Here is a 25,639-nt window from a genome sequence, read left to right on the forward strand (position 1 = left end):
ACAGCAACTCACAACCGCTTTATGTCATTGTAGACGCAGAAGGCAACGTGCTGATACAGCCCAGCGGCGCGGACTACAACGTAAACAGCTATGCAGCCTACCTAAAAAGTGGTATTGATGCGTTTAATAGCAAGGAATAGAGATAAAAAGAATAAACAATCAATCTAACATGAGAACTATAAAAAATATTGCAGTTTTGACATCCGGAGGAGATTCTCCGGGAATGAATGCAGGTATCCGTGCAGTAGTACGTACGGGGATATACAACGACTTAAATGTATTCGGCGTACGTAGAGGCTATGATGGCCTGGTAAAAGGCGAAATTGTCCCTATGGACGCTAAATCGGTTGCCAATATCATCCAACGTGGCGGAACCATTCTCAAAACTGCTAGAAGTGAAGAATTTAAAACTTACGAGGGACGTAAACAGGCGTATGAGAATATTAAAACGTTAGGAATTGACGCTTTAATTGTGATCGGTGGGGATGGAACGTTTACAGGAGCGTCTAAATTTATAGAAGAATTTGATATTCCTATCATTGGGATGCCGGGCACTATCGACAACGATTTAGCCGGAACAGATTTCACCATCGGATATGACACCGCTATCAATACCGTAGTAGATGCTGTGGACAAGATAAGAGACACAGCTGAGTCTCATGACCGTGTATTTGTTATCGAAGTTATGGGACGTGACTCCGGCCTGATTGCATTGCGTTCCGGTATCAGCACAGGCGCTGAAGCCGTATTAATCCCTGAACTGAACGTAGACTATGATGCTATTATGAAACGTCTGGACAAATCGCGTAAAAATAAATCTTCCCGTATCATCATTGTAGCGGAAGGCGATAAAGAGGGCGGTGAAGTAGTTGCGGATAAAATCAAAGAGAATTTTCCGCATTACGATGTTCGTCTTTCTATATTAGGGCATATCCAACGTGGCGGCAGACCAAGCTGTATGGATAGAGTTTTGGCAAGTAGATTAGGCGTAGCTTCAGTCGAAGGTCTATTAGAAGGAAGAAGAGGAGAAATGGCGGGACTTATCTGCGGGCAGGTGCAATTTACTCCGTTTAACAAAGCGATTAAACATATTGATAAGATAAACGAGAACTTAACTAGAATCGTGGAAATTCTATCATTATAAAATAAGGGGGCGCAGTTGATGCGCCCCTTCTAACTTACCAGTAATTTATATCCTTTTCCGTGTACATTGACAATCTCCACGTTAGGATCTTCCTTAAGATATTTACGTAATTTGCTCAAAAACACATCCATACTACGACCAGTAAAGTAATTGTCGTCGTGCCATATTTTCACTAATGCTTCCTCGCGCGTAAGCACATCGTTTTTGTTCAGGCACAATAACCGCAACAATTCAGCTTCTTTAGTGGACAACTTTTGCTGTTGACCTTTAAAGGAGATAATCTGGCTCGTGTAATCGAAGAAATAATCCCCAATTTCAAATTTATCTGCCAATTCTTCCTCTTTATCCTTGGATACACGCTTCAACAATGCATTTATGCGAAGTAATAATTCTTCTACACGGAATGGTTTCGTAATGTAGTCATCTCCTCCCAATTCGAATGCCTGTGTTTTGTCTTCCATCATACCTTTCGCCGTAGCGTAGATAATAGGTATAGTTTTGTCCATTTTACGAACGTCTTTGCCCAAAGAAAAACCATCTTTTTTCGGCATCATTACATCAAAAATACACAGGTCATATTTGTCTTTACGAAAAGCTGTAAGCGCTTCATCGCCATCTTGGGCTAATGTAACATCAAATTTTCCTTTTAATTCTAAGTAGTCTTTTAGAAGTTCGCCTAAGTTCGGGTCGTCTTCAGCCAGTAATATTTTTTGCATACGAATGTCAGTTTTTTATGCTTCTCGATCAGGTGTAATACCTTTCAAAGGAAAAGTTAACTCAAAGATTGTGCCTTTGTCTTTTTCACTTTTCACCTGAATTTCACCGTTAAGCCGTTTTACAATATCATTAACATAACTTAGTCCTAACCCAAATCCCTTGACATTATGTACATTCCCTGTCGGAATTCGGTAGAACTGGTCAAATATCTTTTCCTTCTGATCTTTCGTCATCCCCATCCCTTTATCCGCGATCGTAACGATAACATGATGTTTCGTGGTATACGTTTTTACAGTAATCTCGGGAGCATCTTTGCTATATTTGATCGCGTTGTCCACTAAGTTAAAAAATACATTGGATAAATGGAGTTCATCTCCAATGACCAAATCGTTCGGAGCAGATATATCTGTATGGAGTACACCATTTGCACGTTGGAGTTGTAGGTTCATACTGTCCAAAACACCGGAAACAACTGCATTGATATGGACATCCACCTTCTCTATTTTTAAGTTCTCCTTTTCTAAACGAGCAATATTTAATACCCGTTCGATATGATTACCAAGCCGAACATTTTCATCATAAATAATATTGGCCAATCTATTTACACGCTTCCCATCCGCAGCGATTTCAGGATCACGGAGGGATTCACTGGCTATCATAATCGTTGCCACGGGTGTTTTAAATTCATGGGTCATGTTATTCATGAAATCCGTTTTCATCTCCGAAATCTTCTTTTGCTTAAAGATAATACTTAGTGTATAAGCGAAAGCACCGATGAGCAACGCTAACAATGCAATCATAGGCAACAGCATATAACTCATGGTGTCCCGGATAACCGAGGATTTATTTGGAAAATAAATGGACAAAAGACCCGGCGAACTGTTTAAATCATTTTCAAATAACTTTGTACTGTATTTCGCGAATTGTTTTTTTGCATTCGGATTGTTGCTTTGTAGGGTCTCATAAATAATATAACTTTGATCATCCCTCACTTCGATATTAAAAGGCACATAAATATCACGTTTATTTAATTCCGTATCCAGCTCCTTTTTTAAATATTTGATGTTCAATCGTTCACGAAAGGGTTTTTTCGCAAGTAATATACTCGACTCTATATCTTTTAAAATGTGTTCGCTTTTGCCCCCTATAATAGCTAGCGTATCAAAAAGCGTGGTTGCTTGCTGCAGTTTCTTTGCGTTCAGTACGAGTAGCTCGTTCTCCAATTCCTGCAATTGGTCCGCGATTTCCCGATTTATTCGCGGGATCAACGTAGCCGTCTGCATAGCCTCTACCCTATTATTTCTGAAATACGGAATAATAAAACGCGTACTATCGTCTTTCGCCGGAACTAAAGGCACTTCACGCTTCGCAGATAATTGTATATCGGTATCAATATACCCCTCACCCAAGTATTTATTGACGACATTAAAGTCTATATAGGTCTGGTATCGCTTCCTTCTTATATATGTTTCGAAAAACGCATTGTTAACATAGATCGCATTCGGAACAAGAGCTTTTAGATTCTCCTCCTCTTCCCGGTAGCGCTGCTGATAATCAAATTGCTGTCGTTGCAGTTTTTTTATCCTCTCTTGAATTTGCAATTGGCTTGCCAGAAGCTGCTCATTACGCTCCCGCATAGCTTGGTCGGCCTTAAACTTCTCTTGATTAATACGATCCTGCTCGCGAGCAAATTCAAAGATTTCTTGCTTTTCAATCTTACCGGCAACCGAAGCAAGTGCCGCGCTAACCGCTTCATCAAAAAGTTGGGATTTTTGTTTAAAGGACTCCCTAATAAAATAATATTGCATAGCCATTACCCCTATAAGGGCAACAGACATTAGCCATATAATCAGTGTGATACTTCGCTTCTTCATCCTTACTGTCTACAAAAATAGGCAGGGCTTTGCGTTAAAGCTCAGCCTTTAACACTATTTAACAGCAAATAGCCTATAAATCAACTTTTTTACGTAACTTTAGTCTTATAAAGAAGCATAAAAAACATGAAATTGTTGCTAACCATGTTCTTCTTAAAATAAAATCTTATACATACGCTCAGACAAGTAAAAGCAATTTTATCTACATTTGGTTATGGCATTGGTATACCTTCGGGAATTAGATAGCGATACAAAATTTGCTATATGGAAAATAGAGGAAACAGCGGAAGAACTATTAGACCGTTTGCAGCTTGATGAACAAGAGAAATCTGTATTGGAACGTTTCAGCAAAGGGAAACGAACATTACACTGGTTGGCATCACGCGTCCTCCTCCGTTACCTCCTTAAAACGGACGAGTTTATTTTCTGTCCATCTGATGAAAACGGAAAGCCCTATCTACCAAATTACCCATATGAAATATCGTTTACGCATTCCTACGACTATGCCGGGCTGATCATGAGCCAAAAGGGCCCTTGCGGCATCGATCTCGAAATTGTTAAAGACAAAGTATTGCGTATCAAAGAAAAATTCATGAAACCTAATGAATTGGCTTTTATACAAAACGATAATATCGAACAATTATACGCCTGTTGGTGCGCCAAAGAAGCGGTGTATAAACTTCAAGGCAACAAAGGCATCTCTTTTCTCGAAAACATGACTATTCTACCTTTCCAATATAAACCGCAGGGTGTCATGACAGTTATGCTCCGTAAAGGTAGATTAGTGAAGTCTTTTCAAGTCTACTACGAAAAATTTCAAGACTATATGCTCGGTTACGTGGTTGAACCCAAATTGTGAACGGCATGAAGAGAAGAATTTGATAATTTGTTAATTCTCAGCACATCTTAGGTTAACAAAAAAAGGTTTTCTTTGGAAAAACGAATATGAAGCGAAATGTTGAATTAGTCGTTATTTCCGATGTCCATCTAGGAACGTACGGTTGTCGAGCAAAAGAGTTGCTGAGATATCTGTCCTCTATAGCACCCAAAAAGCTCATTCTCAATGGAGATATCATAGACATCTGGCAATTTAGAAAAAGTTATTTCCCCGAATCCCATTTACAAGTATTAAAATACATCTTAGACTTGGCCTATACCGACTGTGAGGTCGTGTACATCACCGGCAATCACGATGAGATGTTGAGAAAGTTCGGAAAGATGCAGTTCGGGCGAATTGAACTGACCAACCGAAAACTCTTGAATATCGACAACAAAAAAGTTTGGGTTTTTCATGGAGACGTTTTCGACGCTTCCATCCAACACACAAAATGGCTTGCCAAACTCGGTGGCTGGGGATACGATCGCTTAATCCAACTAAATAATATTATCAATTTAATCCTGGTTAAACTCGGTTATGAAAAATACTCCCTTTCCAAGAAAATCAAAAACTCGGTAAAAAAAGCGGTAAAGTTCATATCTGATTTCGAAGAAACGGCCTCCCATTTAGCCATTGAAAATCATTACGACTATGTCGTCTGCGGGCACATTCATCATCCACAGATTCGGCAGGTAGAAACAAAACGCGGGAGCTGCACCTACATGAATTCCGGTGATTGGATCGAGAATCTCACCGCTTTAGAGTATAATCAAGGTAGCTGGGAACTATTTAATTACGAAAATCACAAAAATATACTTGAACAGCAACCTATGGAAACTACACCATTTAATAACAATGTAGAGGAGCTGTTAAATAGTATTGTTAACGGGCCTATCTAAAAACGTGCGATTTCATCAATCTGCTCCTGCACAAACTTCGTTGTCAACTCATCAATGAGCTGATCGTCACCTCCTAATTCATCGTGAACTTTTGACAGATGGATTTTTAGCGGCAATACATGCATCCGCATGTAGTTACACACTCCCGTGAAATGGTCAACACCACGTATATTCCCATATTTCCCAGTAGAAACACCTACAAGCGCCGCTTTTTTATGAAAAAAAGAAGCAGGAAAAGAACAGGCATCTATAAACACCTTTAATATCCCCGGAAAACTCCCGTTGTATTCGGGAATAATAAAGACAAATTTATGTGCTGCAGACACTAACGCCTGTATAGGTTTAAAAGCTTCACTACGTTTCCCATATAGATCCGTAACCGTGATATCACTTGGTAAGTCCGACAGCGAGAGCAATTCCCACGATTCCCCTTTCCGCTGTAGCTCCTGTTGATAATATTTAGCTATTTTTAAAGAGTTACTCCGTTCGCGATTTGTTCCCGATATAATTAAGTTCATATTATAAAATAGTGCTGTTATAAAAAGCCCTCATTCTATATAAAAGGGTAATGCTATTTTTTTGTATCTTAGCAACCTTAGCCGTTGGGTAAGAGCTTTTGCCAAAAATACGATTTTTAACATCATTTAAGCATTTGCTTTATCGTAGGAATGTAAATTTGGCAGTAACTTTGGGAAAGTTTTATTCGGTCGGTGTTTAGATAAAAAAGGGGTTGAATCTCATGGGAAAAATAATAGCAATAGCCAATCAGAAAGGCGGTGTAGGAAAAACAACAACTTCCATCAATTTGGCGGCAAGTTTGGCTGTTTTGGAGCATAAGACATTGTTGGTAGATGCCGATCCTCAAGCAAATTCCACTTCGGGAATTGGTTTTGACCCTCGGGTGATCAAGGCGAGTGTATATGAATGTTTAGTAAACGACCTGCCTCCACGCGAGGCTATCCAGCAAACAGATACGCCTAACCTTGACTTACTACCGGCACATATTGATCTCGTAGGTGCAGAAATCGAAATGATCAACATGCATGAACGAGAGTTCAAAATGAAGAAAATGTTAGATGAAGTGAAAGACGACTACGACTTCATCATTATAGACTGTTCACCTTCACTGGGACTAATTACTATAAATGCACTGACCGCATCCGATTCGGTTATCATCCCAGTACAATGCGAATACTTTGCATTAGAAGGCTTGGGGAAACTATTGAACACCATTAAAATCGTTCAAACGCGGTTGAATACCAGTTTAGAAATCGAAGGTATCCTCTTAACGATGTACGATGTACGTTTACGCCTGTCGAACCAAGTAGTGGAAGAGGTTCGTACGCATTTCAGCGATCTAGTTTTTGACACCATCATTCAACGAAATACACGGTTAAGCGAAGCGCCTAGCTTTGGTATTTCCGTTATTATGCACGATGCATCGTGTAAAGGTGCTATCAACTACCTAAATCTTGCGCGTGAAATATTACAAAAAAACGGTTTAGTTACAGAGAATTCGCAAACAGCAACAGTATAGTATGGCATTACAAAGAAAAACAGGATTAGGAAAGGGATTGGGTGCACTATTGCAAGGTGACGATGTGCAAGTAACAAAGAACGCGGGTAAAGCAGATTCTGTAGCGAAAGAAAATACAAATACGGCTGCCGGCAGTATCAATTTCATCAAGGTTAGCCAGGTCGCCGTTAACCCCTTCCAACCCCGTACGGATTTCGATGAACAGGCTTTGCAGGAACTTTCCGAATCTATTAAAGTACAAGGACTAATCCAGCCCATCACCGTACGCCAGGTAGGAAAAAATGAATATCAATTAATTAGTGGAGAGCGTCGCTTACGGGCAGCGAAATTAGCGGGTATTGATGACATCCCCGCATACGTGCGTACAGCCAATGATCAGCAGATGCTGGAAATGGCACTTATCGAGAATATCCAGCGTGAGAACCTCAACGCCATTGAAGTCGCATTGAGTTTCCAGCGCATGATTGAAGAGTGTAACCTTAAACAGGAAGAACTTGGCGAACGGGTAAGTAAAAACCGCTCTACCGTAACAAACTATCTTCGTTTGTTGAAATTACCTCCTGTTATTCAAGCAGGTATCCGTGACGGACAAATTTCTATGGGTCATGCACGCGCGCTAATCAATGTAGGCGAAGTAGAAAAACAGCTGTATGTCTATCAGGAAATTATCGATAAAGGACTTTCTGTACGGATGGCTGAAATTTTAGTACGTAATATACAGCAACAGAACAAACCGAAGAAAGCTCCAGTAGGAAAGCAACTGGACTTCCAATACCAAAAAATTGAAGATGATCTGGCTTCCCGATTCTCTACCCGCGTAAAGTTAAACATGAAAAACAGCAGAGGTAAAGGAGCTATTGAGATTCCTTTTGAGAGTGAAGACGACCTAAGTCGTATCTTGGAATTATTGGACTGGTAATGCGCTATATATCGATACTGTTCTTAATTATTTCTGCGACGTTAAACATATATGCGCAGGAGCGGGACACGACAATTAAAACCATAGATACTACGGTAACAGATACCGTTAAAACGAAGATTGCGCTTCAAGATACGGTAGATATGCCTCCAGATACTCTCGGAGCTGTACAGGACAGCGTGAGAAAGGAAACCCGGAAAGAGAGAAGAGAAAGAGAGAAGGCAGAGAAAGAACGGGAAAAATACTATTATAAGGACATCAAAAAAGATTCTACCCGACTAGAAATCGAATACCTATCAAGGGTAGCTTGGAAACGTTCTTTGATTTTACCCGGCTGGGGACAATACACCAATAAAGGCTTATGGTGGGTCAAAGTACCTATTATATATGGTGGTTTGGTCACAGGATATGTAGTGTTTGATTACTGGCAGTGGTATTATAAAAAATTCTTGGATGAATTGGATTATCGAATTACAACTAATGGCGATAAACAGGATCCCGACCTGATATACTGGGAAACGGAGGGTTTAGTTCGACAAAAAGACTACGGACGGCGGAATCGAGATCTAACCGTTCTGATTACAGCCGGTTTCTGGGGGCTGAACGTTGTCGAAGCCTACGTGGATTCTATGTTAAAATACAGATGGAATATCGGTTCCGACATGACGATGCGAATTCGTCCTACGCTTATGCCCAATGTGAATACAGGGTTAGCAAGTTCGCACGCTTTAGGAGGCTTTGGCGTAGCACCGGGCATAAAACTTACAATGAATTTAAAATAAATTAACCGGTTATTAGATATGAAAGTAGTGATTTTAGGTTACGGAAAAATGGGTCAGCTTATCGAGAAATTTGCGACGAAGCGTGGTCATGAAATTTTTCTCATTGTTGATAAAGACAACCGTGAATCGATCTCAGCAAGTGATATCGCTGACGCAGATGTCGCCATAGATTTCAGTGAACCGGCAGCAGCACTGGACAATATTCATTTATGCTTTGAAGCAAATTTACCTATCGTCGTCGGCACCACAGGTTGGTATGCTCATTTGGATGAAGTAAAATCGATATGTGAAGATGAAAATCAAACAATGCTCTATGGTTCTAACTTCAGCATCGGCGTAAACGTTTTTTTCCATATTAATAAACTGCTGGCAAAAGCAATGAGTCCTTACAAGCAATATGATGTACAGGTAGAAGAAATCCACCATATCCACAAGCTTGATGCTCCAAGCGGGACCGCGATTACCATTGCGGAAGGAATTTTAGAAAACACAGTAAGTAAAACAAAGTGGGTCAATGATGTTATCGGCGAGGGAGAGGAAGTGATTCCGAAACCAGACGAATTACTGATTGAAAGCCACCGTATCGAAGAAGTTCCGGGCACACACACTGTTTTATACAGCTCTGAAGTTGATCAAATCGAATTTAAACACACAGCACATAGCCGTGCTGGTTTCGCTTTGGGCGCCGTGGTTGCTGCCGAATGGGTAGAAGATAAAAAAGGGTTTTATCAGGTAACAGAGATGTTTGATTTTATTTAACGACAAATATGTATTATATCATTTTCGCTATATTAACTATCGCCACTTTATACGGCTTATGGTTGCTATTTAGAAAGGCCGGAAAACAGGGTTGGGAAGCTATTATTCCTTTTTATAGAGAATATATCATGGCACAGCTAACTGCTCGTCCTACATGGTGGGTCTTCCTTCTCCTCGTGCCTATCGTCAATATATTTATCTTTTACGCCTTGTATCTCGACTTTCTAAAAAGTTTCGGGAAGCGCCGGTTTTGGGAAACGGTTGTGGCTGTATTATTACCTTTTATATTTTTGCCTTTGTGGGGAAGAGACCCGAATGTAAAATACTTAGGGCAATCCAATACGGAGGAATTCAATAAAAAATATCCTTACAAGAAATCCGTTGCACGAGAGTGGGCAGATGCTATTATTTTTGCAACCGTAGCAGCGTCGTTGATCAGAGGTTTTCTCATTGAGGCCTACATGATTCCGACAGGATCGATGGAGCGCAGCCTATTGGTTGGAGACTTCTTATTTGTGAGTAAGCTCAATTATGGTCCTCGTATACCGATGACGCCCATCGCTTTTCCGTTTGCACACCACACGATGCCTATAACCGGTGGTAAAGCTTATTCTGAAGTGATAAAGTTACCGTATAAGCGGTTGCCTGGCTTTCAAGAAATTAAACGAAATGATGTCGTCGTGTTCAATTTTCCTGCGGGAGATACTGTAGCTTTGGAATATCAAGAAACTACGTATGCAGATCTTGTTCGCAGTATGGGCAAAGACGTAGTGCACAATCAATTTACGATCGTAACCCGTCCTATCGACAAGCGCGAAAACTATATCAAGCGCTGTGTCGGAATGCCCGGTGATGTGGTGTCCCTTGAACGAGCAAAACTGATGATTAACGGGGAACCTGCCTTTACTCCGCCGGAGATGCAAACTAACTATTTGGTTTATACGGATGGGTCTGGGCTTAATAGAGAAAGGATGCATGATTTGCGAATCGACTTCCGACAAATACCCGAAGATCCCAGCATTTTTGAGATGCACATGACTGTAAAACAAGCAGAGATGATTAAGTCGTGGGGAAATGTAAGGGACGTGGAAATGATCATTTACGAAGACGATATAGCGTATCCTCAGGATAAACATTACAATTGGAGTATTGATAACTTCGGTCCACTCACCATTCCTGCCGAAGGTTGGACCGTAACACTAGATTCTCTGACAATCCCATTATACGGGCGTGCCATACGCGATTACGAAGGTAATACATTAGAGAAAAAAGCTGACAGCTATTACATCAACGGAGAAAAAGCCACAAGCTATACGTTCAAACAAAACTATTATTGGATGATGGGAGATAACAGACATAACTCGTTAGACTCCCGCTCATGGGGTTTTGTACCAGAAGACCATATTGTCGGCAAGGCCCTGTTTACATGGATGAGCTGGGATAAAAAAGGAACGTTCCTTTCTAAAATACGATGGAACAGAATATTTAAAGGGATTAATTAATGATGAGTGACCAGTAATGATTACTGGTCACTGATTACTCTCCTACGCTTTCAAACAAGCCAAATAGCGTTTTATTGTTTCTTCTAATCCTAGATACAATGCATCGGCAATAAGTGCATGGCCAATACTTACCTCGAGGAGTCCCGGTATACGTTCATTAAAATATTTTAGGTTATGAAGATCCAGATCGTGGCCGGCATTTACCCCAAGCCCCACTTCCTGTGCCTTTCGGGCCGCCTTTATATACGGCGCTATAGCTTTTTGATCATCGTAACCAAATTCGGCTGCATATGCTTCGGTGTAAAGTTCTATTCTATCCGTACCGGTCTCTGCCGCCCCCTCAACCATCTCCTCATCGGGATCAACAAAAATAGACACCCGGATTCCACTATCTTGAAATAGTTTCACCATATCTTTTAAATAATCTCGATGTTTGACGGTATCCCACCCGTGGTTGGAGGTAATCTGATTAAGCGCATCCGGAACCAATGTCACCTGCGTCGGCTTGTTTGCTAACACCAGATCTACAAATTTTTGTTCCTGACAATTTCCCTCTATATTGAATTCTGTCGTAATCTCCGCTTTAAGATCATAGACATCCTGGTAACGGATATGTCTTTCATCCGGGCGCGGATGTACCGTTATCCCTTGTGCCCCAAAACGTTCACACGCTAATGCGGCAGCCACTACATTAGGAACATTCCCTCCTCTGGAGTTTCGCAGTGTAGCAATCTTATTAATATTTACAGATAGTTTTGTCATGGTATTTACTTTTCAGACAGATAAAATTAGGCTTGAAGATTCGGAAGGGAAGAAGCCGCTCCATTATCTAATACAAATTCAACATGTTCCGTAGTCTTCAAAAAGGTGGCAGGTATTTCTTCGGTAATTTCACTTTCCAAGGTCTTTTTAACAATTTCCGCTTTCCCTTTGCCCCAAGCCATCAGAATAATTTTTCTCGCGGCCAATATGGTATCAATTCCCATGGTAATGGCCTCTGTTGGCACATATTCTTTCCCTCCAAAGGTTGCTGCAGCATCCCTAAGCGTCAGATCATTTAGTTCAACCAAACGCGTTTTGGAATCGCGTGTCGCACCAGGCTCATTAAAGCCTATATGTCCGGTACGGCCGATACCCAGAAGCTGGATATCAATCCCTCCTAACGTCGCGATCTTATTTTCGTACGCTAAACAATAACTCTCTATATTTTCCTTCGGCAAGGTACCATCCGGGATATGGACATTCTCAGGGTCGATATCGATGTGGTCAAATAAATGTTCCTTCATGAAAGCAACATAACTCTGCCGTGAATCCGGTTGCATTGGAAAATATTCATCCAGATTAAAAGAAACAACATTCCGAAAGCTAAGCCCTTCTTCTCGATGCAAACGTACAAGTTCTTCATATACGTAAATAGGTGTCGATCCGGTGGCAAGTCCCAATACGACCTGTCCACCTTCTCGCTGCTTTGCCCTAATTAAAGACGCAATACGCTGTGCAACATCAACAGATGCTATTTTAGCATCTGGATAAACAGAAATGACCGGCTGTTCAGGATTGGATTCCTCTAAAGGAAATGTGTGTGACATAATAAATACGTTGATTAAATTCTCTTTCTAAAGATAAGAAGCAAAGTAACAGAAAACAAACTAACAACATATAAATGCACGTGTGACGTTTCTAAGAAAATCCAAAAAAAACCTTAAATTGCAAACAGATAATGAATAATCTTGACCCAAATATTCTCAGCGGCTTCCGCCTATTGGACATCATTGACATTTTACTGGTGGCCATTATCATTTATTACATCTATAGTTTGATAAAAGGTACTATTGCCGTTAATATCTTGATAGGAGTAGGCCTTTTCTATGGTATCTATCTGGTCGTGAAGCAAATGGAAATGCGCCTACTTACCGAGATTTTCGGAGGGTTCATATCCGTTGGTTCCATCGCATTAATCGTCGTTTTCCAACAGGAGATACGACGATTTTTAATCCACATTGGAAAGAATATTTCGCTACGGCGGAAAAAGTTCTTTTGGTCTTTCCTGAATAATAAAAAAACATCCCAGATTGACAATGGTGAACAGCTAAAGCCTATTATTGATGCCTGTCGTAGCATGTCTCGCTCCCGCACCGGAGCCTTACTTGTATTCTCCCGCTATTTTGACGAAGAGTACTATCAATCGAGCGGCGAATACATCGATGCCCCGGTATCCAAGCGTCTATTGGAAAGCATTTTTTTCAAAAACAGCCCGCTACATGATGGTGCTGTCGTTATTGTCGACTTTCGCGTCATGACGGCGAGCTGTGTATTACCGTTATCTGATAGTGAGGATCTGCCACCGCAGTTTGGCTTACGCCACCGAGCAGCCATTGGCGTTACCGAAGTGTCAGAAGCCGTTGCGGTTATTGTTTCAGAAGAAACAGGTGAAATATCTTTTGCCAAAGATGGAAATATCAATATGAACCTCAGTCCCGAGGAACTCGAAAAAATCTTGAGGGAGGAGCTATAGCTCTCCTACTGCCACCCTCCTCCAAGCGCCTTATATATGACGATTTCGTTTAACAATTCTTCTTTCTGTATCTCCACCTCATCCAGTTCGGCGGCTACCGCATCTTTTTGTGCCGTAATAATATCCAGATAGGAAACCCGACCGGCAATAAACAACTCATTCGCGGCGTCCACAGCGCCTTTGAGCGCTTCTACCTCCTCTTGGATATATTGCTGTCGCTGTTCGATATGATCCTGGGTTTTCACCGCGTTTGATACCTCATTATAAGCATTAAGTACCCGTTTTTCATACTCCAAAAAGCTCAACCCATACATCGCCTTATACGTCTCGTACTGGCTTTTTAGCTGACGTTGATTGAAAATCGGCGCTGTCAGCCCGCCGGCTAAACCATAAGTCAACGATTTGTCGATATTGACAAGCTTGTTAAAGCTAAATGCCTGCAAGCCCATAAAAGGAGACAATACAACGCTAGGTAGGAAAGCAGCTTTAGCAAATTTTACATCTTGCTCGGCGCCGATAAGCTGGAAAGAAGCCTCCCGAATATCAGGTCGCAGGGCCAACATTTGAAAAGGTGCTCCTATATCCAGCTTTTCGAACAGAGGATGGTCACCAAATCCGGCTTCCGCTCGTTGAACTTGGGTATCGAAACTTCCGGTCAAGTAGTTAATATGATGCTCTAACAATGTGATTTCCTGTTTGGTTCGTTCCCGTTCCGCCCTCGAGTTAGCCAAAAAAGCCTTAAATTGTTGTACACCAAGCTGTGTAGCACGACCCGCTTCTTTCTGCAATTCCGTGATTTCCAAAGCTTGCTCATTCAACACGATGTTGTTGTCAAAAACCCTAATTTTTGCGTCTAAGCTGAGCAATTCATAATATGCAGAAGCGATATTAGTCACCAGTTCCGTCTCCACCAGTCGTCTCGCCTCATTCTCTGCCAGCAAACTATTAAACGCCGCATTTTTCTGTGCGCGTAGCTTGCCCCATAAATCCAATTCCCAAGAGGCTCGGACGCCTACAAAATAGTCTGGAATGGCCGGCTCAGGTATCTTTTCATCATCTTTCAAATTTTCCGAAAAATTAGAATCGTAGTTGCCAATACCCTCTTCAGTATAGAAACCATATTTCCTTAAACCAGCTTCCGCCGCTACATCCAAACTAGGCAATAAGGCTGCTTTTCGCTGTTTAAAACTCGCCTGCGCGATTTCTATACGCTGAACAGCTTGCTGCAAATCGTAATTATAGACCAACGCGGAATCGATCAATTCTTTCAGATAAGGATCTGTAAACACCTCCTTCCAAGGTCGGTAAGCGATATTTGTCGTATCGGCATTTACCGATGCCAAACTATCTTCATCAAACTGTGTCGGTAATGCTGCATGGCTTTCTTTTTCCAGTTGCTTCGGTACACTACACGATACTATTAATCCCGTAGCGACCAGTAATGTCACGACTTTGGGTATCATTTTATTCTTCTTTTCTTTCTTTTCCTTTTTCTTACGCGAACAAATCACATATAATCCTGGAATAATAATCACGCCGAACAAAGTTCCGATAAGCATACCGCCAACGGAAGCTGTACCTATCGTCCGGTTTCCGATCGCTCCTGCACCTGTTGCCAGCATCAACGGTATTAATCCCGCGATGATCGCAAACGATGTCATTAATATTGGGCGTAACCTAACATAAGCGCCTTCGATCGCTGCCTGTAATACACTCATTCCTTGTTTTTGTTTCAACACGGCATATTCAACGATCAAAATCGCGTTCTTTCCGAGAAGACCGATCAACATGACCAATGCTACCTGTGCATAAATATCATTTTCAAGTCCCAGCAACTTCAAGAATAAGAAAGAGCCAAAAATACCCGGCGGCAATCCGAGAATAACCGGTAGCGGTAACAAGAAGCTCTCGTATTGTGCCGACAGTAATAAATACACAAACACCAGACACAAGGCAAAAATATAAATGGCTTGGTTTCCGGAAATAACTTGCTCCCGTGTCATACCTGCCCATTCTATAGCATATCCCTGTGGTAGTTGCTCCGCGAGCTGTTGAACAGTTTCAATAGCCTGTCCTGTACTGAAGCCTGGTGCTGGTTGTCCGTTTAACATGGCAGATGTAAACATATTATACCGGGTTATCTGCTCTGGCCCATATATACGTTTCATTTGGATGAACGAAGAATAGCGCACCATTTCTCCATCTGCTGTTTTTACAAACAATTCCAATACATCCTCCGGACGTTGACGGTAATGTGGGTCGGCTTGTACCATCACCTTATACATCTGTCCATAACGGATGAAGTTGGTTGCGTAAAAACTTCCCATCAATGTTTGCAAAGTCGTCATCGCATTTTCGACAGAAATTCCTCGCTTGGCTGCCATATCATAATCTACCTCCAACATATATTGTGGAAAGTTTACATCAAAACTTGAAGAGACCCCTTCAATAGCTTCCGAATTGTTGAGCGCAGTTATAAACTCCTCGACGACTTCTGCTGTTTGATTTAAGTCTTCATTTCCACTACGATCCAACAGGCGCAATTCAAAACCTGAAGCATTACCAAATCCTGGAACTGTGGGTGGCGGAAAAAACTCAATCTCTGCATCTGCGATGTGGGCGGTCTTTTCCTGCAATTCCCGCATTACGTCATCTACTGTCACATCCCGATCGTCCCAGGATTTAAGATTGATCATGCCCATACCATAGGAAGCGCCCGAAACCTCCGTTAACAAGCTGTACCCAGCAAGCGTGGATACCGTCTCCACTGATTCCAAATTCCGCGCTATTTCATCTACCTCATTCAATACCCTTTCCGTACGATCCACGGTAGCTCCCGGTGGCGTCGTCACATTGACATACACCATGCCTTGGTCTTCCGTTGGAATAAAGCCAGACGGCAATATGCTACTCGCTCCCCATGTCGCAACGAAAAAGAAAATAAGCATGCCCACCGTCACCATTCTGCGTCCGGCAATACGGGTCAACAAGCTTCGGTAACCATTCGCTGTTTTATCATACGATGAATTGAATTTCTTGAAGAATTTATTTAGCCAGCCTTTGGATTCTTTCTTTTCATGCGGTGATTTCAAAATCAGCGCACATAATGCCGGTGTTAACGTTAATGCGTTAATTCCCGAAATTACGATCGCAGCAGCCAGTGTCAGCGAAAATTGACGATAGAAAATACCTACAGGACCGGAAAGAAAGGCCACGGGTATAAATACAGCTGACATCACTAACGTGATGGCAATAACAGCAGATCCTACTTCCTTCATTGCCGCTAGCGTAGCTTCCATTGGTGGTAAATGTTCTTCCTCCATCTTGGCATACACCGCTTCGACCACGACTATCCCGTTATCCACAACAATACCGATTGCTAGGACGAGGGCAAATAACGTCAGCAAGTTGATCGAAAACCCCATCATCAGCATAAAAAACAACGCTCCGATCAAACTTACCGGAACAGCAAGAATAGGAATAATCGTTGCCCTAATATCCTGTAAAAAGATAAAGACGACTAAAAACACCAATATAAAGGCTTCCAAGAGTGTTTTTATTACGCTGGACATAGAAGCATCAAGGAATCGCGAAACATCATACCCCATACTGTACTCCATTCCCGGAGGGAAGGTCATGACTTTCAGTTCCTCCATACGCTCTTTAACGCTTTGAATAACATCCTGCGCATTCGATCCTGGAAGTTGCTTCATCATAATGGATGCCGATGGCCGACCATCCGTTTTAGAAGCCATTTCATATTCCAGTGAACCAAACTCCACCTCCGCTATATCGCGAATCCGGATAATAGAACCATCTGCCCTTGCACGAATAGGGACGTTAGCGTACTCCTCCGGTTCAGAGAATTTACCTGGATAGCGTAATACATATTGCTGCATGTTCACCGTTTTATCCGATCCAATACCCGTTTGTCCTGGAGCCGCCTCAATATTCTGGCGGCGAAGCGATTCGATAACCTCCTCCGTCGAAATTTGGTAAGCAGCCAGGCGGTCGGGCTTCAACCACACCCGCATCGCGTAATCCTTAAAGCCCATGATTTCGGCAAAACCGACCCCGTCAATCCGCTTTAACTCTTTCAGAATATTGATATCCGTAAAGTTATAGATAAACCGTTCGTCTGCCGTTTCATCCGTTGTATAGATGTTGAGGTACATCAACATACTGTTTACCTCTTTTTCGGTGGTTACCCCCGCACGGATAACTTCCTCCGGAAGCTCATCCAGTACCGTGGTCACCCTATTTTGGACGTTGACGGCGGCGATATCCGGATCCACGCCGACATTAAAAGAAACTTGTATAAGTGTTGTACCGTTATTTGTACTGACGGTATTCATCGAGGTCATACCTGCTACACCATTAATGGCGCGCTCAAGCGGAATTGCAACCGCATCGGTACTCACCTCAGCATTCGCTCCCATATAGTTAGCCGTGACGACTACTGATGGAGGAACGATATCGGGAAATTGTGTAATCGGCAATGTAAATAAGGCCAATAATCCCAATAAGGTAATAAATATGGATATTACCAACGAAAGAACAGGCCGTTTTATGTAGGTTTCAAACATGAATTTATTTGCTAAAATTTAATATCTATCGATCTCCTTATTGCTGATGTGTTATTGCATTTACTTTCATACCATTACGAAGTCCTTGCACACCTTCAAAGACAATTTTCTGATCCTCATCGAGGCCACTTTCCACGATATAATAATGCCCTACACGCTGTCCTGCCTCAAAAGGTTGCATTTTGACGGTCGAGTCGTCATTCAACACGTAGACATATGCTTTATCTTGAATTTCGACAACAGATTTCTGATGTACAAATGGTGTATTTCCAGTAGATACAGGCACAGCAATTTTCCCCGATGCGCCGTGTTTAAGCAATCCCTCCGCATTTGGAAATTTGGCCCGTAAAGAAATAGAGCCCGTATTCCGCTCGAATTCACTTTCCACAATTTGTGCCTTGCCTGTATGTGGATATTCCAGCCCATTCGCCAAGATAAGCTTAACCTCTTTATTGAACGTATTGCTGCTAAAATTAGAATCAGTCGCCAAATCTAAATACTCCGATTCCGAAATATCGAAATAGACATTTAAAGAATTCAAATCAGAGATATTCGTAATCAAGGAACCTTCTTCCAATAACGATCCTTCCTTTAAGAGTATGCGGTCAATACGACCGTTGAAAGGCGCCCTGATTAACGTTTGGCCTAATTTGGTCCGTGCCTGGCTTAACACTGCTTTAGCTTCCTCTACTTTGGAAAGTGCCGCTTTATATTGTACGGTAATCAAGTCCGCTTCTGTCGTCGAAACGATGTTCTTTTCAACAAGTTTCTTCGTTCTTTCTTTTTCCAACTCTACTTTTTTGGCTTCAGAGATCGCGATATTAAGTGCTGCCTCGGCTTTTGCATAAGCTGATTTATACTCTTCGTTATTCATTTGGAATAGAACCTGACCGGCTTTGACAACCGCTCCTTCGTCTACATAAATCTTCTCCAGAAAGCCGCTTAAGCGCGATCGCAACTCCACATTTTTGGTCGCCTGGATGTCCGCGATATACTCTTTGTAAACCGTGGTATCCATTACGGTAAGACTTACCACAGGTACCTGTTTCGTCGCCTCGACCTTATTTTCTGTACTCTTAACCGTGCAACTAGCAGCGAAAAACGCCAACCCCACTACCGGGAATACCAATGAAAGTGTCTTCATATAAAGTTTTTATTATTAAAAAAATGAATAAGTACATGACATTATTAATGCAATATATCGCAATTGTCACAACATCCTCGTTGTAAACGAGCATGAAATAGGGAATTTCGCCCACTTTTTGAATATCCTCTGCCGCGAAAATATTCAAAGAATTAGGAAACTATTGGGAAAGAAAAAAGCTAAAAGGGTTGTAACCTATATAAGTGTGTGTAGTAGCCCGGTACAATCCGCCGTTTCTTGTTGTCGTATACCGGATGTTTTATGTACGATGCCAGTTGTTTAAAAGAAAACAAAACCGCCAGCACCAATACAAAGAGTGATAATGATAGGGCTTGGTGTTCATGGGCCCTATATTCGTCGTAGAGGATTTCCACATCAGCAGCATCTTTGTCGATCGGAAGCGCCAATACGTCGTCCAAAACAATCTCCAGAAGTGACTCACCATTCAGAAGTGAATCATCATGCCGTATAGTGAAACCTGTCTCCGGCTGATAAGCCAGAATATTCAAGTAACACAACAACACTAAGGAGTGAACGATCTTAAACCACATGCTCTGCAAAATTACTAAGCTTAGGCCAAGCAATCTACATGCCATTGTAAAAAATCTGTTAATTATCTATGAACAAAACAACACGGCCCGAAGAATTCTTCGGACCGCATCTACTTTTATAATACTAATTACCGTAAATATTATTCTGCGCGTAATATTTTGGCTGCTTCCACCATAGATTCCAACGCCGCCTTCGTTTCCGGCCATGCACGCGTTTTCAAGCCACAGTCAGGGTTTACCCATAACTGTTCAGCAGGCACAACTGCTTTCGCTTTGCGAAGCAAGTGCACCATCTCCTCGGTGCTAGGCACACGTGGCGAGTGAATATCGTACACACCCGGACCAATATCATTTGGATATTTGAAATCTCCGGCAAACGCGTCAAGCAATTCCATTTGTGAGCGCGATGTTTCTATCGTGATTACATCAGCATCCATTGCCGCGATGTCTTCAATGATATCATTGAATTCAGAGTAACACATGTGTGTATGGATTTGTGTATCATCTTCCACATTGGACGAAGAAACACGAAACGCACGAACAGCCCAGTTCAAATAATCTTGCTGATCTGCCTTACGTAACGGAAGTCCTTCACGGATAGCCGGCTCATCGATCTGAATGATTTTGATACCCGCTTTTTCCAATGCCTGTACCTCATCCAAAATCGCCAAAGCAATTTGGTAAGTCGTTGTTGACCGTGGTTGGTCGTTACGTACAAATGACCATTGTAAAATTGTAACCGGACCCGTCAACATCCCTTTTACCGGGCGGTTTGTCAAGGATTGTGCATAAGCAGACCAACGAACCGTCATGTCTGCAGGACGATAAACATCACCATAGATAATTGGAGGTTTTACGCAACGGGATCCATAAGACTGTACCCATCCGTTTTTAGTGAACGCGTAACCTGCCAATTGCTCGCCGAAGTATTCCACCATGTCATTGCGCTCAAACTCGCCGTGCACCAACACATCGATATCCAACTCCTCTTGCAAACGGATAGTTCTTTCGGTTTCTTCCGCAATCTCTTTGTCGTATTGCTCCTGTGTAATCGTACCTTTTTTCAAGTCTGCTCTCCACTTACGGACATCTTTCGTTTGTGGGAAAGAACCGATCGTGGTCGTAGCAAAAGCCGGCAAATTAAATTTCGCCTGTTGTGCCTCTTTACGAGCGGAGAACGGAGAAGTACGTGTTGCATCGTCATCCGTAATATTTGCCGTACGCTCTTTTACTTCCGGTCTGTGGATCAATGGTGATGTACGACGGCTTTCCGCAGCCGCTTTGTTCGCTTCAAAACGTTCAGCCGTTTCTGCATCCACCTCACCATCAGCCAATACCGCCAAGTCCTTCACTTCTGCTAACTTTTGTTTAGCAAAAGCCAACCAGTTTTTCACCTCAGCCGGCAAAGATTCTTCATTATCTTCGTTGTCCAAATCAAACGGAACATGTAGCAACGATGAAGAAGGAGCAACCCACACACGGTCAGCACCTAGTGCATCCACTGCCTGTTTGATTTTTACCAATGATTTCTCATAGTCGTTTTTCCAAATGTTTCGACCTTCGACCACCCCTAAAGAAAGTGTCAAAGAGGCAGGAACTTTTGTTAAAACAGTATCCAGTTGATTTTCTCCACGAACAAGATCAAGATGAAGCGCGTGAACCGGCAAGTTCACCGCTGTTTCCTCATTGTCACGGAGAGCTTCGAAATAAGTTGCAACAATCAATTTGATGCCTTTTGCCGCAGCAGCCAGTTTGTCAAACACCTGGCCGTATAGCGCACGTGTAACATCATCAATATCCAACGCTAAGAACGGCTCATCAATCTGCACGTATTGTGCACCTGCATCAGCCAATTTCGCTAAGATCTCTTCATAAACAGGCAATAATCTATCGATTAAATCAATACGATTAAAGCCCTCTTCTTTTTCTTTACCTATTAAAAGATAAGTTATCGGGCCAATCAATACAGGCTTCGTTTCTATACCCAATGATTTAGCCTCGTTGTATTCGTTCAAGAATTTCTCCGACGTCAATTTAAATGCTTGATCTTTCGTAAATTCTGGAACAAGATAGTGATAGTTCGTGTCGAACCATTTAGTCATTTCCATTGCCGTGACATCCACACCCTCCTCTTGGAATCCGCGTGCCATCGCAAAATATAGGTCCAAATTATATTGGCGATCAATTTTGTTTAACAGCGAGCTGTAACGAGCTGGAATAGCTCCTACTGTTAAAGATAAATCCAATACTTGATCATAAAAAGAAAAGTCATTGGATGGAATCAAGTCGATACCTGCTTCTTTCTGTGTCTTCCAGTTGCCTTCACGGATTTTAAGTCCAGCTTGCAATAACTCTTCCGCGCTGATTTTCTTAGCCCAATACGCTTCATTGGCCTTTTTCAATTCGCGGAACGCACCCACCCTCGGGTATCCTAAATTGTTTGTTAATAACATAAATATGTACGTGTTGTGTTAAAATTTCTTTTTACCATTTGCTTTTGGAGAAAAGGACACCAGAACGAGTGTGCTCAGCTTATCTTTCTCCCGAAGGAGTAGAATGTAGCACCTTGTCAAGAGACAGGTTGCTAAGGCTTCACCGGGTCTACTCCCTCGGCCTTTCTCTATAAGCGGGGCTAAGATAAGAATAAAACGGGATTTAACAAAATTTTATTATGTTCCTTTTCTTAAGAGCGACACACAGCAGGACAGTAAGTAATAAAATAGTGTGTATATTCGCTCCGCTATAATTTAAACATTATTTCAATGAGCAAAAAGATTGTATACCGATATAACCCGAAATATCCGTCCATTGCTGATTTAAGGGCAAAAGCGAAATCCAGGATTCCCAAATTCGCATTTGACTACCTTGAAGGTGGCTGCAACGAAGAATGGAACCTGGCAAAAAATGAAAGCGACTTCGACGACATTGTGCTGAAGCCTCAATACCTTCGTGTATCTGGCGATATCGATATGTCCGTAGAGCTTTTTGGAAGACGGTACAGCGCACCTTTCGGCATTTCACCTATTGGGCTCCAAGGACTGATGTGGCCCAATGCACCGGAAATTTTAGCCAAAGCGGCGGCCAAAAATGACATTCCATATACGTTAAGCACAGTATCCACGAGTAGCATCGAACGTATAGCAGAGGTTTCCGAAGGTAAAGCATGGTTTCAACTTTATCATCCAACCGAAAACCGGCTTCGCGATGACATTTTACGCCGTTTATCAGCAGTAGAATGCCCTGTACTGGTTGTTTTGGTCGATGTTCCGTCCTTTGGTCTTCGCTATCGCGAAATCAAAGCCGGATTGTCCATGCCACCCAAAATGAATATAGCCAATATCACCCAAGCCATGATGCGTCCGCTATGGGGTATCAAAACCCTGCAACACGGCATACCTTCTTTCGCTACACTAAAACCTTATATGGAAAAGGGGCTCGACCTTGCGCAGTTAGGTAAGTTTATGGACCGTACTTTTACTGGTAAGGTCGATATCGAAAAAGTAAAAGCTATCCGCGATATTTGGAAAGGCGCACTCGTTGTAAAAGGTATTACAAGCGATGAAGATATGGAAGCTGTTATCGGTATCGGTGCTGACGGTGTAATTGTATCCAACCACGGCGGGCGCCAAATAGATGCGGGGGAGTCTTCCATCAATTCGCTGATACACCTTGCGAGCAACCCCACTTATAAGGAGAAAATAAAAATTATGCTGGACGGCGGTATACGCTCCGGTGTCGATCTCGCCCGCGCACATGCTGTAGGTTCTGAATTTAATTTTATGGGGCGACCGTTTATGTACGGTGTAGGCGCTTTAGGCGACGAAGGTGGAGAGCATACCATTAGTTTGTTCAAAGCACAACTATATCAGGTGATGCAACAGCTCACGTTAGAAAATGTGAGTCAATTCCCCGAAAGGCTATTGAAAAGATAAAAGAATAAAAACAACCCGCCATTTGCGGGTTGTTTTTATTCTTTTTTTCCTTCCAGTTGTTCCTGTTGTAACGATAGTCGTTTATTCGCTTTATATACCCGCACTGCGATTAAGAAATAAGCCAACAATAAAGGACCATATACCAGCCCGATAAGTCCAAACAGTGGAAGTCCAATAATGACACCAATAACCGTAATCAGCGGATGGATATTCCCAACTTTTTTATTAATAATAAAGCGAAGCACATTATCAATATTAATCACCAGACCAAAACCCCAGATAAGCAATCCTATTCCTTGCCATGTTTGTCCTTGAGAAAGTAATATCAGTGCGGCCGGCACAAAAATCAATGGCGGGCCCAACAGTGGAATAAAGGACAGAATTGCACAGATAACACCCCAGAATAAAGCGTCGTTAACACCGAACAACAAAAAACCAATAGACAGACATCCCCCTTGTACCACAGCAATAATCGTTTGTCCCACAATATTGGAATAGGTAATATTTTTCAATTCTGACCCAAATACAATTGCCTGCTCCTCGTCGAAAGGTAAATAAAATAATATCCCATTTTCAAACGCTCGGTAGTTGACGAATAAAAAATATAAAATAAAATACATCACCGTTATTTCCAGAAATACATTTGCCGCGCCTCCTAAAACCGCGGTCAGCAATCTTCCAAAGTATGCGGCACTCGCTTCGAGTTGTTCCTGTAACAAATCAGGATTACCTAGCTTATCCCCGGCAAATTGGTTTATGGCATCCAGCATCTGTTTTATCCAAGCCGGGTTTTCTTGTAGCTCCAACGCTTTACGAACCAGCATACTCCCTATTCCCACGAATGGAAGAACAATAATAAAAATAGAAACGATGATAATAACCACCGCAGATAATGGCTTTGGCCATCGCCATTTCTCGATCAAGAAAATATTTAATGTACGGAAGAGTGTATACATGATTAATGTGCCGAGGAAAGCACCAAAAATACCACTCGTTGCGTACAAGAGTATACCGCCCAAAGCCAGGACGATCAAGAGAATAATAATGTTTCTCTCTTTTTGGGAAAAAACAGGATTGTTCATACAGTTAATAGTGTCTATAACTGATGAACAACGATATTAAAAGTTTGGTTTTCGCTTTTCCAAGAAAGCCGCTACCCCCTCTTTAAAATCCGGCGTATCAAAAGCATCTGCAAACCCATCCATTTCTTCTTCATAGCCTTTTTCTGGCTGCATAAGCCCTATATTCACGACACGGATAGCGGCGGCGATTGCCGTTTGCGAACGTAGATACATTTTCTCCAAAAGTTTTTCACAAGTAGAAATCAATTTCTCTGGGGGCACTACGTGATTAACCAGACCCCATTGCAACGCATCTTGTGCGTCGATCATATCGCCTGTCATAATCATTTCTAACGCTTTTCCACGTCCTACAAGCTGCGGCAGCCGCTGTGTACCGCCGTATCCCGGAATAATACCCAAAGAGACTTCAGGAAGCCCCATTTTCGCCTGCTCACTCGCTACACGGATGTGGCACGCCATAGCTAGTTCCAATCCTCCTCCAAGCGCAAATCCATTAATAGCCGCAATCACTGGTTTCGGAAATGTATACAATTCATCCATTACATCTTCCTGTCCAGATTTTGATAACTGCCAAGCATCATCAGGTGAAAACTCCTGAAATTCTTTAATATCGGCACCGGCCACAAAAGCTTTATCTCCCGCACCCGTTAAGATGATACCCCGCACATCATCATTCGCTTCAAGTGTCGCCAATATTTCCGCAAGTTCTTTTAAGACAAGCGTATTCAGCGCGTTCAACTTATCCGGTCTATTTACCGTGATATATGCCGTTTTTTCTTTGATGTCCAACAGAAAATAAGTAGGTGTCTCTTGTTGCAT

Annotated in this window: 21 protein-coding genes and 1 riboswitch; of the genes, 10 read left to right on the top strand and 11 right to left on the bottom strand. The window is 42.1% G+C overall.

Annotated features, from left to right (window positions below):
* Window positions 1–169 precede the first annotated feature (169 nt).
* Window positions 170–1,144: a 6-phosphofructokinase gene (pfkA, locus tag H8B21_RS19015; RefSeq protein WP_190315440.1), complete on the top strand. Its 975-nt coding sequence runs from the start codon at window positions 170–172 to the stop codon at window positions 1,142–1,144.
* 29 nt (window positions 1,145–1,173) lie between these two features.
* Here pfkA and H8B21_RS19020 read toward each other — a convergent pair whose 3' ends face one another.
* Window positions 1,174–1,860 (bottom strand): response regulator transcription factor, encoded by a 687-nt coding sequence (locus H8B21_RS19020; protein ID WP_190315441.1) that lies wholly within the window; start codon window positions 1,858–1,860, stop codon window positions 1,174–1,176.
* Window positions 1,861–1,875: 15 nt separating this feature from the next.
* Window positions 1,876–3,735, bottom strand: a complete 1,860-nt coding sequence (locus H8B21_RS19025; RefSeq protein ID WP_190315442.1) for a sensor histidine kinase — start codon at window positions 3,733–3,735, stop codon at window positions 1,876–1,878.
* Window positions 3,736–3,949: 214 nt separating this feature from the next.
* Between H8B21_RS19025 and H8B21_RS19030 the strand changes: the two genes are divergently transcribed.
* Together H8B21_RS19030 and H8B21_RS19035 are read left to right on the top strand one after the other, a co-directional pair.
* Window positions 3,950–4,594, top strand: coding sequence for a 4'-phosphopantetheinyl transferase family protein (locus H8B21_RS19030; protein WP_190315443.1), 645 nt, complete (start codon window positions 3,950–3,952; stop codon window positions 4,592–4,594).
* 86 nt (window positions 4,595–4,680) lie between these two features.
* A complete protein-coding gene (locus H8B21_RS19035; protein WP_190315444.1) occupies window positions 4,681–5,511 on the top strand; it encodes a UDP-2,3-diacylglucosamine diphosphatase in 831 nt (276 codons plus the stop codon).
* Here the strand turns inward: H8B21_RS19035 and H8B21_RS19040 are convergent.
* Complete coding sequence (locus H8B21_RS19040) at window positions 5,508–6,029, bottom strand: NADPH-dependent FMN reductase (protein WP_190315445.1); 522 nt, start codon at window positions 6,027–6,029, stop codon at window positions 5,508–5,510. The genes H8B21_RS19035 and H8B21_RS19040 overlap by 4 nt on opposite strands.
* Window positions 6,030–6,250: 221 nt before the next feature.
* Here H8B21_RS19040 and H8B21_RS19045 point away from each other — a divergent pair, with 221 nt between their 5' ends.
* Genes H8B21_RS19045 through lepB form a run of 5 tightly spaced genes read left to right on the top strand, consistent with a single transcriptional unit; the run spans window position 6,251 to window position 11,010 of the window.
* The gene (locus H8B21_RS19045) at window positions 6,251–7,048 is read left to right on the top strand and encodes a ParA family protein (protein ID WP_130142573.1); all 798 of its coding nucleotides are present in this window, start codon (window positions 6,251–6,253) and stop codon (window positions 7,046–7,048) included.
* Between the two features lies 1 nt (window position 7,049).
* On the top strand, window positions 7,050–7,967 hold the full coding sequence (locus tag H8B21_RS19050; RefSeq protein ID WP_190315446.1) for a ParB/RepB/Spo0J family partition protein: 918 nt from the start codon (window positions 7,050–7,052) through the stop codon (window positions 7,965–7,967).
* Entirely contained in the window at window positions 7,967–8,749 is a 783-nt protein-coding gene (locus H8B21_RS19055) for a DUF5683 domain-containing protein (RefSeq protein WP_190315447.1), read from the top strand. The genes H8B21_RS19050 and H8B21_RS19055 overlap by 1 nt, the downstream gene beginning before the upstream one ends.
* An 18-nt stretch (window positions 8,750–8,767) precedes the next feature.
* A complete protein-coding gene (dapB, locus tag H8B21_RS19060) occupies window positions 8,768–9,508 on the top strand; it encodes a 4-hydroxy-tetrahydrodipicolinate reductase (RefSeq protein WP_190315448.1) in 741 nt (246 codons plus the stop codon).
* Between the two features lie 8 nt (window positions 9,509–9,516).
* The gene (gene lepB / locus H8B21_RS19065) at window positions 9,517–11,010 is read left to right on the top strand and encodes a signal peptidase I (protein WP_190315449.1); all 1,494 of its coding nucleotides are present in this window, start codon (window positions 9,517–9,519) and stop codon (window positions 11,008–11,010) included.
* Window positions 11,011–11,052: 42 nt separating this feature from the next.
* Here lepB and H8B21_RS19070 read toward each other — a convergent pair whose 3' ends face one another.
* Window positions 11,053–11,772, bottom strand: a complete 720-nt coding sequence (locus H8B21_RS19070; protein ID WP_190315450.1) for a pyridoxine 5'-phosphate synthase — start codon at window positions 11,770–11,772, stop codon at window positions 11,053–11,055.
* A 26-nt stretch (window positions 11,773–11,798) separates the two neighbouring features.
* Entirely contained in the window at window positions 11,799–12,599 is an 801-nt protein-coding gene (nagB, locus tag H8B21_RS19075) for a glucosamine-6-phosphate deaminase (protein WP_190315451.1), read from the bottom strand.
* Between the two features lie 131 nt (window positions 12,600–12,730).
* Between nagB and cdaA the strand changes: the two genes are divergently transcribed.
* On the top strand, window positions 12,731–13,525 hold the full coding sequence (cdaA, locus tag H8B21_RS19080; protein WP_190315452.1) for a diadenylate cyclase CdaA: 795 nt from the start codon (window positions 12,731–12,733) through the stop codon (window positions 13,523–13,525).
* 5 nt (window positions 13,526–13,530) lie between these two features.
* Here the strand turns inward: cdaA and H8B21_RS19085 are convergent, their stop codons facing one another.
* The 4 genes from H8B21_RS19085 to metE form a co-directional block, all read right to left on the bottom strand.
* The gene (locus tag H8B21_RS19085) at window positions 13,531–18,111 is read right to left on the bottom strand and encodes an efflux RND transporter permease subunit (RefSeq protein ID WP_190315453.1); all 4,581 of its coding nucleotides are present in this window, start codon (window positions 18,109–18,111) and stop codon (window positions 13,531–13,533) included.
* 37 nt (window positions 18,112–18,148) lie between these two features.
* A complete protein-coding gene (locus H8B21_RS19090) occupies window positions 18,149–19,255 on the bottom strand; it encodes an efflux RND transporter periplasmic adaptor subunit (protein ID WP_190315454.1) in 1,107 nt (368 codons plus the stop codon).
* A 179-nt stretch (window positions 19,256–19,434) separates the two neighbouring features.
* Window positions 19,435–19,851: a hypothetical protein gene (locus H8B21_RS19095; RefSeq protein ID WP_190315455.1), complete on the bottom strand. Its 417-nt coding sequence runs from the start codon at window positions 19,849–19,851 to the stop codon at window positions 19,435–19,437.
* Window positions 19,852–19,946: 95 nt separating this feature from the next.
* Window positions 19,947–22,259 (bottom strand): 5-methyltetrahydropteroyltriglutamate--homocysteine S-methyltransferase, encoded by a 2,313-nt coding sequence (gene metE / locus H8B21_RS19100; RefSeq protein WP_190315456.1) that lies wholly within the window; start codon window positions 22,257–22,259, stop codon window positions 19,947–19,949.
* A gap of 76 nt (window positions 22,260–22,335) precedes the next feature.
* Window positions 22,336–22,435, bottom strand: a riboswitch (SAM riboswitch).
* 133 nt (window positions 22,436–22,568) lie between these two features.
* On the opposite strand from metE, the gene H8B21_RS19105 reads away from it, so the two are divergent.
* The gene (locus tag H8B21_RS19105) at window positions 22,569–23,738 is read left to right on the top strand and encodes an alpha-hydroxy acid oxidase (protein ID WP_190315457.1); all 1,170 of its coding nucleotides are present in this window, start codon (window positions 22,569–22,571) and stop codon (window positions 23,736–23,738) included.
* Between the two features lie 35 nt (window positions 23,739–23,773).
* Here H8B21_RS19105 and H8B21_RS19110 read toward each other — a convergent pair whose 3' ends face one another.
* Both H8B21_RS19110 and H8B21_RS19115 read right to left on the bottom strand, forming a co-directional pair.
* A complete protein-coding gene (locus H8B21_RS19110) occupies window positions 23,774–24,820 on the bottom strand; it encodes an AI-2E family transporter (protein WP_190315458.1) in 1,047 nt (348 codons plus the stop codon).
* A gap of 36 nt (window positions 24,821–24,856) precedes the next feature.
* Window positions 24,857–25,639 (bottom strand): enoyl-CoA hydratase/isomerase family protein, encoded by a 783-nt coding sequence (locus H8B21_RS19115; RefSeq protein ID WP_190315459.1) that lies wholly within the window; start codon window positions 25,637–25,639, stop codon window positions 24,857–24,859.

The sequence above is a fragment of the Sphingobacterium chuzhouense genome, from assembly GCF_014692525.1.
Lineage (GTDB): Bacteria > Bacteroidota > Bacteroidia > Sphingobacteriales > Sphingobacteriaceae > Sphingobacterium > Sphingobacterium chuzhouense.

Bases quoted from the DNA above. Each gene is read 5' to 3' on its own strand.
- H8B21_RS19045 (WP_130142573.1), top strand. From the start codon at position 6,251: ATGGGAAAAATAATAGCAATAGCCAATCAGAAAGGCGGTGTAGGAAAA.
- H8B21_RS19030 (WP_190315443.1), top strand. From the start codon at position 3,950: ATGGCATTGGTATACCTTCGGGAATTAGATAGCGATACAAAATTTGCT.
- metE (WP_190315456.1), bottom strand. From the start codon at position 22,259: ATGTTATTAACAAACAATTTAGGATACCCGAGGGTGGGTGCGTTCCGC.
- nagB (WP_190315451.1), bottom strand. From the start codon at position 12,599: ATGTCACACACATTTCCTTTAGAGGAATCCAATCCTGAACAGCCGGTC.
- H8B21_RS19110 (WP_190315458.1), bottom strand. From the start codon at position 24,820: ATGAACAATCCTGTTTTTTCCCAAAAAGAGAGAAACATTATTATTCTC.
- H8B21_RS19070 (WP_190315450.1), bottom strand. From the start codon at position 11,772: ATGACAAAACTATCTGTAAATATTAATAAGATTGCTACACTGCGAAAC.
- H8B21_RS19055 (WP_190315447.1), top strand. From the start codon at position 7,967: ATGCGCTATATATCGATACTGTTCTTAATTATTTCTGCGACGTTAAAC.
- cdaA (WP_190315452.1), top strand. From the start codon at position 12,731: ATGAATAATCTTGACCCAAATATTCTCAGCGGCTTCCGCCTATTGGAC.
- dapB (WP_190315448.1), top strand. From the start codon at position 8,768: ATGAAAGTAGTGATTTTAGGTTACGGAAAAATGGGTCAGCTTATCGAG.
- H8B21_RS19095 (WP_190315455.1), bottom strand. From the start codon at position 19,851: ATGGCATGTAGATTGCTTGGCCTAAGCTTAGTAATTTTGCAGAGCATG.
- H8B21_RS19090 (WP_190315454.1), bottom strand. From the start codon at position 19,255: ATGAAGACACTTTCATTGGTATTCCCGGTAGTGGGGTTGGCGTTTTTC.
- H8B21_RS19050 (WP_190315446.1), top strand. From the start codon at position 7,050: ATGGCATTACAAAGAAAAACAGGATTAGGAAAGGGATTGGGTGCACTA.
- lepB (WP_190315449.1), top strand. From the start codon at position 9,517: ATGTATTATATCATTTTCGCTATATTAACTATCGCCACTTTATACGGC.
- H8B21_RS19035 (WP_190315444.1), top strand. From the start codon at position 4,681: ATGAAGCGAAATGTTGAATTAGTCGTTATTTCCGATGTCCATCTAGGA.
- H8B21_RS19085 (WP_190315453.1), bottom strand. From the start codon at position 18,111: ATGTTTGAAACCTACATAAAACGGCCTGTTCTTTCGTTGGTAATATCC.
- H8B21_RS19040 (WP_190315445.1), bottom strand. From the start codon at position 6,029: ATGAACTTAATTATATCGGGAACAAATCGCGAACGGAGTAACTCTTTA.
- H8B21_RS19025 (WP_190315442.1), bottom strand. From the start codon at position 3,735: ATGAAGAAGCGAAGTATCACACTGATTATATGGCTAATGTCTGTTGCC.
- H8B21_RS19115 (WP_190315459.1), bottom strand. From the start codon at position 25,639: ATGCAACAAGAGACACCTACTTATTTTCTGTTGGACATCAAAGAAAAA.
- H8B21_RS19020 (WP_190315441.1), bottom strand. From the start codon at position 1,860: ATGCAAAAAATATTACTGGCTGAAGACGACCCGAACTTAGGCGAACTT.
- H8B21_RS19105 (WP_190315457.1), top strand. From the start codon at position 22,569: ATGAGCAAAAAGATTGTATACCGATATAACCCGAAATATCCGTCCATT.
- pfkA (WP_190315440.1), top strand. From the start codon at position 170: ATGAGAACTATAAAAAATATTGCAGTTTTGACATCCGGAGGAGATTCT.